Annotated in this window: 7 protein-coding genes; 5 read left to right on the top strand and 2 right to left on the bottom strand. The window is 75.6% G+C overall.

What is annotated here, in order from left to right:
• From ACS04_RS16345 to ACS04_RS16330, 4 genes are all read left to right on the top strand, one after another.
• Positions 1-1,331 (top strand): sensor histidine kinase (locus ACS04_RS16345; RefSeq protein WP_048477353.1); only part of this gene is annotated, 1,331 nt, incomplete at its 5' end.
• Entirely contained in the window at positions 1,328-2,008 is a 681-nt protein-coding gene (locus tag ACS04_RS16340; RefSeq protein WP_048477341.1) for a response regulator, read from the top strand. The genes ACS04_RS16345 and ACS04_RS16340, both read left to right, overlap by 4 nt.
• Before the next feature lie 139 nt (positions 2,009-2,147).
• Positions 2,148-3,191 (top strand): alpha/beta hydrolase, encoded by a 1,044-nt coding sequence (locus ACS04_RS16335; protein ID WP_048477340.1) that lies wholly within the window; start codon positions 2,148-2,150, stop codon positions 3,189-3,191.
• Positions 3,192-3,202: 11 nt separating this feature from the next.
• A complete protein-coding gene (locus tag ACS04_RS16330) occupies positions 3,203-4,435 on the top strand; it encodes an acyltransferase family protein (RefSeq protein WP_078864840.1) in 1,233 nt (410 codons plus the stop codon).
• 88 nt (positions 4,436-4,523) lie between these two features.
• Here the strand turns inward: ACS04_RS16330 and ACS04_RS16325 are convergent, their stop codons facing one another.
• On the bottom strand, positions 4,524-4,946 hold the full coding sequence (locus ACS04_RS16325) for a DUF350 domain-containing protein (RefSeq protein WP_048477338.1): 423 nt from the start codon (positions 4,944-4,946) through the stop codon (positions 4,524-4,526).
• Positions 4,947-5,072: 126 nt separating this feature from the next.
• On the opposite strand from ACS04_RS16325, the gene ACS04_RS39325 reads away from it, so the two are divergent.
• A complete protein-coding gene (locus ACS04_RS39325) occupies positions 5,073-6,953 on the top strand; it encodes a GNAT family N-acetyltransferase (protein ID WP_063839273.1) in 1,881 nt (626 codons plus the stop codon).
• On the opposite strand, the gene ACS04_RS16315 is transcribed toward ACS04_RS39325, so the two are convergent.
• The gene (locus tag ACS04_RS16315; RefSeq protein ID WP_048477337.1) at positions 6,878-8,986 is read right to left on the bottom strand and encodes an AMP-binding protein; all 2,109 of its coding nucleotides are present in this window, start codon (positions 8,984-8,986) and stop codon (positions 6,878-6,880) included. The genes ACS04_RS39325 and ACS04_RS16315 overlap by 76 nt on opposite strands.
• Between the last annotated feature and the right edge of the window lie 63 nt (positions 8,987-9,049).

Here is a 9,049-nt window from a genome sequence, read left to right as displayed (position 1 = left end):
CCCGCCGCCCCCGCCGCCCCCGAACGCCGGCCCCGGCGCGGGCCGAGCGGGCGCCGATGCGGTTCACGGCGGTGCTGCGCACGCCGGCGCGGGCGGCCGAACCGCTGTTCGCGCGGGCGCCGAGCGCCTGGCAGCGCATGCTGCCGTACGTCGTCGCCGGCATCTTCGTGGTGGCGCTGCTGCCGGCGACCGTCGCCGTGCTGACCAACGACTACAAGGCGGGCGGCGGCTGGGCGGGCGCGCTGGGCGTGGCCCAGACCGTACCGCTGCTGCTGGCGGTGACGCGGCCGCTGCCCGCGTGGGCGCTGATCCTCACCGCGGACACGCTCGGGGCGGTGGTGCTGACCCACGCCGACCGGGTGGCCGGGCACGCCTGGCCGTGGACCCCGATGTGCATCGTGGGCTACCTGGTGCTGATGATCTGTCTGGGGCTGCGCGAGTCGATCCGGACCCTGATCGGGGTGTGGCTGGTCACGGGCGCCGCCGGGGTGGTGCTCGGCTTCTTCGAGCCCGATGGGGTGACCACCACGAGCGCGCTGCTGTTCGTGCTGAGCGGCGGCGTCCTCGCCGTGACCGGCGCGCTGCGCGGGATCGGCGACGCGCAGCAGCGGGTCGCCGAGCAGGAGAGCATCAGCGAGGCGGAGCGGGCCCGGCGGACGCTGCTGGAGGAACGTGCGCGGATCGCCCGGGAGCTGCACGACGTGGTCGCGCACCACATGTCGGTGATCACCGTGCAGGCGGACTCCGCACCGTACCGGCTGCCCGGCATGAGCGAGCCGGTGCGGGAGGAGTTCGCGGCGATCGCGGCCAGTGCGCGCGAGTCGCTGAGCGAGATGCGGCGGCTGCTGACGGTGCTGCGCAGCGACGGGAACGGTGGCGGCCCGGCTCCGGGCGCGGCGGGCGAGCTGGCCCCGCAGCCGGGCATCGGCCGGATCCAGCAGCTGGTGGAGGCGACCGTACGGGCCGGGCAGCCGGTGGAGTTGTCGCTCGCGGCCGGGGCCGAGCGGGCGGCGCCGCCGGCCGTGGACCTGTCGGCGTACCGGATCGTGCAGGAGGCCCTGGCGAACGTGGTGCGGCACGCGCCGGGCGCCGAGACCCGCGTCCGCGTGACGCACGACGCCGGGAGCGTGCTCGTACTCGTCGTCAACGGCCCGGCGGCGCGGGACGCGGCGGTGGAGCCGGGCGGTTCGGGCTCCGGGCACGGCCTGGTCGGCATGCACGAGCGCGTACGGTTGACGGGCGGGACCCTGGACACCGGTCCGCTGCCGGACGGCGGCTTCCGGGTCGCGGCCCGGCTGCCCTTGAACGACGCCAGCGAGGACCCCAGTTGACCATCCGTGTGATCATCGTCGACGACCAGGCCATGGTGCGGGCGGGGTTCGCCGCACTGCTGTCGGCGCAGGCCGACATCGACGTGGTGGGCGAGGCCCCCGACGGGCGTGAGGGCGTCCGGGTCTCGCGCACCGTGCGTCCCGACGTGGTGCTGATGGACGTGCGCATGCCGGAGATGGACGGGCTGGCGGCGGCCCGGGAGCTGCTCGCCCCGCCGCCGGGGGTGGTCCACCGGCCGAAGGTGCTGATGCTGACCACCTTCGACATCGACGACTACGTGTACGAGGCGCTGCGCGCGGGTGCCTCGGGGTTCCTGCTGAAGGACGCTCCGCCTGCCGATCTGATCGCGGCGGTCCGGGTGGTCGCGTCGGGCGAGGCGCTGCTGGCGCCCTCGGTGACCCGGCGGCTGATCGCGGACTTCGTGCAGCAGCGGCCGGCGCCGCGCAGGGATCCGGCGCTGCGGCTGAAGGGGCTGACCCCGCGGGAGACCGAGGTGCTGGAGCTCATCGCGCGCGGGCTGTCGAACCAGGAGATCGCGGGGCACCTGGTGCTGGCGGAGCAGACCGTGAAGACGCACATCGGGCGGGTGCTGGCCAAGCTGGACCTGCGGGACCGGGCCCAAGCGGTGATCTTCGCGTACGAGGCGGGGCTGGTGCGCCCCGGCGACCCGCACTGATGCCCGCTCCGGCCTGACGCAGGGGGCATCTCCTCCACCCCCTACCGGGGTATGACACCGGACTTGGCTCCCCGGTCCGACGTGCGCTCCGACACCTTCTCCTTACCTTCTCCCCCGTCACGAGGAGAGGAGAAGGGGCATGCGCCGCTTCGGAAGGACCCTGACCACGGCCGCACTGGCCGTGGCCGTGGTCGGGGGGAGCGCGGGATGGGCCTCCGGCGACAGCCAGCGGGCGGTCACCGGACCGCCGCCCGGCACCGCCGCCTGGCGGGCCGACACCGCGTCCGGCAGGCCGCTGCCCGACCCGGCGGACGCCTCGCCGCAGGACGTCGCCCGGTTCTTCGCCGCTCTGGACGACGCGGAGCGCCGGGAGCTCGTACGCGAACACCCGCTGGTGGTCGGCAACCTCGACGGCGCACCCGTCACCCTCCGGTACGAGGCCAACCGGCTGGCCGTCCTCGCGACCGGCGAGGCGCGCTACGCCTCGCTCGCCTCGCCCGGCCGGCAGCTCCTCGCCTTCGATCCGCGCGGGCGCGGCCAGGTCGTCGAGGTGTTCGGGGATCTGGGGCGGGCCGCGCACGTTTCGGTGATCGTGCCGGGTTCCGACAGCGACGCCACCACGTACGACGCGAAGCGCGCGCCGAACACCGGACCGGCCGGGATGGCCCGCTCGCTGCGCGCCGCGGCCGGCGCGGACACGGCCGTGGTGGCCTGGACCGGCTACACCACCCCGGTCGGGGTCGGTCTGGACGCGGCCTCCGGGCGGCTCGCCGAGGCGGGCGCGGAGCGGCTGGCCCGGTTCACGGAGGGGCTCGACGCGATCGGCGCACCCGACCCGGTGCTGTTCTGCCACAGCTACGGCTCGGTGGTCGCGGGCCTGGCGGCCGGGCGTACGGACGCCGGCGACATCGTCGTGTTCGGCTCCCCCGGCATGCGGGCCGACACCGCCGCCGACCTCCACACCCGCGCCCGCGTCTGGGCCGCCCGGGGGCCCTCGGACTGGATCGGCGACGTACCGAACGTGGAGTTCGCCGGGATCGGCCACGGCGCCGATCCGGCCTCCGCCGCCTTCGGCGCCCGCACGGTGCCCGCCGGCGACGTGCACGGCCACAACGGCTACCTCGTACCCGGCACGCAGTCCCTGGCGGCCTTCGCCGCCATCGCGAAGGGAGAGGTGCGATGAGCGCGCCGGCCATGCCCGGCCCGTCGGCCGCGCCCGGCCCGCTGGCCGCGTTCAGGAGGGCCGCCGACCGGATCGAGCGGCGGACCCCCGCCCACCGCGACCGGGCCGTCGACGGGCTGCGCGCCCTCGCCCTGCTGGCCGTGCCCACCGGCCACTGGCTGCTCGGCGGCTTCACCCGCGACGCCGAGGGCGGTCTGCACAACGCCAGTCCGCTCGCCGCGTTCGGCGAACTGGCCCCGGCCGGCTGGGTGCTCCAGATGCTCGGGATCTTCTTCCTCGTCGGCGGCTACGCCTCGGCGCTCTCCTACCACCGCCGCAAGGGCTCCACCGGGGAGTGGCTCAAGGGCCGGATCGCCCGGCTGGGGCGGCCGGTGCTCGGGGTCACGGCGGTATGGGCGCTGGCCGCACCCGTGCTGTACGCGGCGGGCGTGCCCGAGGCCACGCTGCGGACCGGGGCCACGCTGGTGATCCAGCCGCTGTGGTTCGTGGGGGTGTACGCGGTGGTGACCGCGCTGACCCCGTACTGCGTACGCGCGGCACGCCGGCTCGGCGGCTGGGCGGCGGCTCCGCTGCTCGCCTCGGTCGCGGTCGTGGACTTCCTGCGGTACGGGCCGCTCGCCGGGTCCGTGCCCTCGTGGCTGGCGGTGGTGAACATCCTGCCGGGCTGGCTGTTCGCGTACCAGCTGGGCGTGGCCTGGAGCGAGGGGCGGATCGGCAAGCGCGGGGCCTGGCTGCTGCTGGCGGGCGGGAGCCTGCTGTTCGCGGCGCTGCTCGCGGTGTTCCACTACCCGGCGTCGATGGTCGGCGTACCGGGCGAGGCGCGCACCAACTCGCACCCGCCGTCGTTGCTGGTGCTGGCCCTGGCCGCGGCGCAGTCGGGTGCGGCGGTGCTGCTGCGCGACCGGCTGGCGAGGCTGCTGGCCAGGCCGGCGCTGTGGGCTCCGGTGGTCGTGATCAACCTGTGCGCGATGACGATCCTGTGCTGGCACCAGACGGCCATGCTGGCGGCCGCCGTGCCCGCTTCGCTCGCGGGCGGGCTGACCGGGCTGACGACGGCGCCGCAGACGCTGGGCTGGATCGCGGCCCGGCTGGCGTGGATGCCGGTGTTCGCGGTGCTGCTGGTGGGCATCGCGCGGTACGCCCGCCGGTTCGAGGAGCCGTGGACCCGGGCGACGGCGGTGCGGCGCACGCTGGCGGGAGTGCTGGCGGCCGGCTTCGCGGTGTTCGCGCTGGGCCTGGCATAGGCCGTGCACGCGCCGGTTCGGCGAGAGCGCCGCTCCCTGCGGGGAGCGGCGCTCTCGTCGTGTCCGTACGGCGGGCCGGTCGTCCCGGTCAGGCGATCGAGGCGGCGACGATGGCGGCCACCGCCAGGTTGCAGGAGGCGGTCACCCAGACCGCCGGGTGCGGCTGCGGGTCGACGACGATCGCGCCGAGCTTGCCGGGGGTCACCCAGTCCAGCACCAGGAAGGCGAGGCCCATCAGAACCAGGCCGAGCAGCCCGAACGCGGCGGTGGACAGCAGCCCCTTGCCGAAGTCGTCGTACGTGGTCCAGATCGAGGTGAAGACGATCCCGCCGACGCCGAGGAGCGCGGAGCTCAGCATGACGGACGCGTTCCGGTTGCGCTCCTCCCAGATCTGCTTCGGCAGCTTCCCGGGCGTCAGCACGTCCACCAGCACGATGCCGAGGATCAGCAGCACCAGGCCGAGGGCGCCGTAGGCGCTGGTGCGGCCAAGTCCGTTGATGATGTCGCTCATTGGGAAGCCGTTCTCCGCGGGGGTAGGAAGCACCTGCCGTACGTGACGGGACACCTCCCGTCAGGGGGGCTCAGGGTGGCCGAATCTATCTCACGGCCTCCCGGCAGGCCATGGGGAGGTCAGCGGATGGTAAAGATCAGAGCGGCGCGGCCCCGTGAGGCGGAGGAACTCGGCGCCCTCGTGCTCCGTTCCAAGGCGTACTGGGGGTACGACGCCGAGTTCCTCGCCTCGTGCGCGCCGGAACTGCGGATCCGGGCCGGGGAGATGGCCGAGCGCCGGATCGTCGTGGCCGAAGACGCCGAAGGGGGGCGGGTGCTGGGGCTCGCCTCCCTGGAGGGCGGCCCGCCGGTGGCCCGGCTGGGACTGCTGTTCGTGGAGCCTGGGGCCATCGGACGGGGCGTGGGCCGGCGGCTGTACCGTCACGCGCTGCGCAGGGCGGCGGGGCTGGGCGTCCGCAGGCTGCTGATCGACGCCGATCCGCACGCCGCGGGGTTCTACCGGGCGATGGGCGCGCTCGGCTCACCGCGGCCCGGCGCGGCCGGTGCGGCCGGTGCGGAGGAGGAACCGCCCGCCGGTCTGGTCCGGTTCGAGGTGGCGCCCGCGCCGCTCGCCGCCTGGGCGCAGGCCTGGACGGGCGGCGGACCAGCCGTGCACGTGGGCAATGTCGCCGAGTACAACGCCCAGTTCGGCGACGCCTCCCTTGATTCCGGGCAGCGGGCCGCGCGGCACTACGCCTGTCTGGCCGCCTTCTACAGCCCCTCGCCGGGAGCCCTGGTGCTGCCCGGGGCGGTGCCGCCGGGATGGATCCGGCGGCTCGCACGCCTCTTGGAGTGGGAGGGGGTGGAGGTGTACGACGGCCTGGCGCAGGGGGGTTCCGGCCTGCCCCCGGATGCCGGGCTCTCGGATGCCGTACGGGCCAGGCCGGCGCTGGCCGGGCGGCTGGGCGGGGCCGGGCTGCCCCTCGTACCGTGGGGGCTGACGGCGGACTTCGCGCGGCTGTCCGGTCGGCCGTGGCGCCCCCGCGAGCTGCGGTACGAGTCCAAGTCGGCGGCGCACGGCCTGTTCGGGCGGATCCTGGCGGGCGGCGGGCATCCCCGGATCCTGCTCCCCGGGCAGTGGCCGGCGCCCACCCGGCGGGCGGCGGCCCGGCTGCTGGCGGCCCGGGCGGCGGCGGGCCGGGTCACGGTCCTCAAGTCGGAGCACGGTGTGGGCGGTTCGGGCACCACCGTGGTGGGCCCCGAGCGGGTCCGGGCCGCCGGCGGCGCCCGCGCGCTGCTGCGCTCCCTGCCGCGCGGACCCCTGCTGGTGGAGGAGTACGTGGCCGGGCCGGCCGATCCGCGGGAGCCGCGCGACCTCACGTACGACGGGTTCGTGGACGGGGCGGGCCGGGTGCACGAGGTGGGCGGCGCGGTGATGGACGTGGCGGGCGCCGGGTACCGCGGGGCGACGGTGGGCCCCGGGGTGGTGCCCGCGTGGGCGCTGGGGCCCCTGCTCGCCTTCGGGGAGGCGGTGGGCCGGGAGCTCTCGGCCGCCGGCTACCGGGGCTGGTTCGACGTGGACTTCGTCGCCGACGGGTCGGGGCGACTGGCTCCGACCGAGACGAACCTGCGCCTCACCGGGCCGTCGATCGCCTTCATGGTGGCGGCCCGGCTCGACGCGCTGCGGGGCGCGGGGCATTTCGTACGGATCGCGGACCGGGTGGAGCTGGGGGCCAGACTGCCCGGGGCGGCGCTCGACGACCTGTGCGAGGTGCTGGAGCGGGGCTGCGCGGAGCTCGGGGCGGTGTTCCTGACCGCGATCCCGACGGCCGCGTTCGACCCCGCACCCTGGCTGGGCGTGCTGGTGGCCGCGCACAGCGGGGAGGCGCTGGACGCGGCCGGGGCACTGGTGCGGGCGGAGGCGCTCGCCGTGGGGGCGGCGTTCGCCCGAGGTCAGCGGACGGAGGCGCCGTCGCTCTCGCCCGCCTCCTCGAAGTCGAACGGCGAGGGCGGTGTGCGGGTGACGTAGAAGGCGAGCAGGACGGCGGCGAGCATCAGCGGGATGTTGAAGGCGTAGACGAGGGCGGCCTGGAGCGGCCAGTCGTGCTTGGCCGCAAGCCGGTAGAAGTTGTCCTGCGGCCACCAGGCGATCAGCAGGTAGACCACCGCGAGGTGCGCGGCCCTGGTCAGGCCGGGGCTCTTGCCCGGCCCTCGGCCCGGACCGTGGCGGCGCATCAGCGCGTGGCCCGCGAAGAGGAAGACGAGCCCGGCGGCGAACGAGGCTCCTTCGAACAGGTAGAGCACGAAGAAGAGGAAATCCCAGGGGCTCGGCACACCGCTCAGGTCGGTCGAGCCGGGCCAGAAGATCTTCGACAGGATGAAGAAGATCAGGCCGGTGCCGATCAGGAACGGAATGGCGCAGCCGACGACCCCGAACGGTGTGGGGGCGCCGCTCCCGGCGGGGGTGTACTTGCCGGAGCCGCCCGCGCCCCGGCCCTGCTTGGCCGTGAGCACGGGCTGGGGCAGGGCCTCCCGGTTCTCCTGGCCGCCGCGGTTGCGCGGCAGGGCGCGCAGCCGGATCACGGCCTGCGGCAGCCGGGCGGGGTCCACCTCGCCCGCGAGGTGTTCGCGCAGCTGCCCGCCGTCCGGCAGGTCGGCGGCATGGGGCCAGGACCGCGTGCCGGCGGGCGGCGCCACGTGGGCGACCAGCCGGGTCGCGCCGCTCTCGTCCAGCGGGATCTCGGCCACCAGGGCGGCCCCGATGTCCGGGTGGCCGCGGATGACGCCTTCGAGCTCGTGGGGGTCCAACGCGCCGTCAGCCAAGGTGATCCGGTCGCGCCTGCGGCCCCGGAACTCCCAGAGCCCGTCCGGGCGCAGCCGCGCGAGGTCGCCGGTGGGGAGGGCGTCGCCGCCGCCGGGCGGGGTGAGGCGGAGCTGTCCGTCCCGGGCGTCGGCGGCGCAGCCGGGGAAGGGGGTGCCGATCAGGGAGAGCCGCTCCGGGTGGTCCAACGGGCGGGCCAGCTGGGACAGTTCGAACCAGGTGCCGATGCCCGCCGCCTCGGTGGGCCCGTAGACGTTGAGCACACGGGCTCCGGCCCGCAGGCTCGACTGCAGGGCGTCCTGCTCGTCGAGGAAGAGCCGGTCGCCGGTGACGGTGACCAGACGCAGCCACCGCAGGGCCGGGTCGACGTCGCGGCGGCCGCGCGCGCCGCCCTGGGGGGCCGCGCCGGTTCCGGCGGCCCCGGTGTCCCGGACGAGCAGCCGGGCCGCCCCCGCCGGGTCGGTGTGCACGACGCCGACCTGCTCGGCCTCGATCGCCCGGCGGACCCCCTCGGGCGTCCAGGGCGTGCGTTCGGGCACGACGAGGGCGCCTCCCGAGCACAGGACTCCGGTCCAGCCGGCGGCGAACGGCGTGAGGGCCGGGCTCTGGGTGATGAGGTGGCGGTCCCCGGCGACCGGCCGGACGACCTTCGTCCAGGCCTGGTGCGCGGCGAGCAGCCGGGCGTGCCCGACGGGGACGGCGCGCGGGAAGGACGCTCCCGTGAACAGGACGGCGGCGGTCGCACCGGGCTCCGGCCGCGTCGGCGCCTCGGTGGACCGGGCGGACGTCTCGGCCGCTTCCGCGCCGAGGCGGATCACGTGCAGTGCGCTGCCGTCGTCGAGTCGCGCGTGGTGGGCGGCGTCGGTGAGCAGGACGTACGGGTTGAGTGCCGCGAGCTGCCGCTGCCCGGCGAACGGGGACTCGACGTCGATGACGGCATAGGCCCCGCCGGCCTTGAGGGCGGCCAGGAGGGCGATGACGATCTCGGTCCGGCGGGCGGTCCCGACCGCCACGACGGCGCCGGGCGGCAGTCCGTCGGCTATGAGGTGGTACGCCAACCGGTTGGCGCGGGCGTCGAGTTGGCCGTAGGTGAGGCTGTCCGCGCCGGCGATGAGGGCATGGTCTCGCGGGGTGTCCCGGACCTGCTGCTCGAACAGGTCCAAGACGGTGTCGGCGGTCGTCCGACCGGAGCGGTCGGGCCCCGGTTCCTGGGTCGATCCCTGCGGCGATCCCTGGGTCATTCCCCGATGATGGCACCCGCCACCGACAGTCCACAGGACTGCGAACGCCCCTCGTACGAGCGG

The sequence above is a fragment of the Streptomyces roseus genome (genome assembly GCF_001044425.1).
Classification (GTDB): Bacteria; Actinomycetota; Actinomycetes; order Streptomycetales; family Streptomycetaceae; genus Streptomyces; species Streptomyces roseus.
Note: the sequence above shows the minus strand (reverse complement) of the source record. Positions and strands in the feature narration are given on the sequence as shown.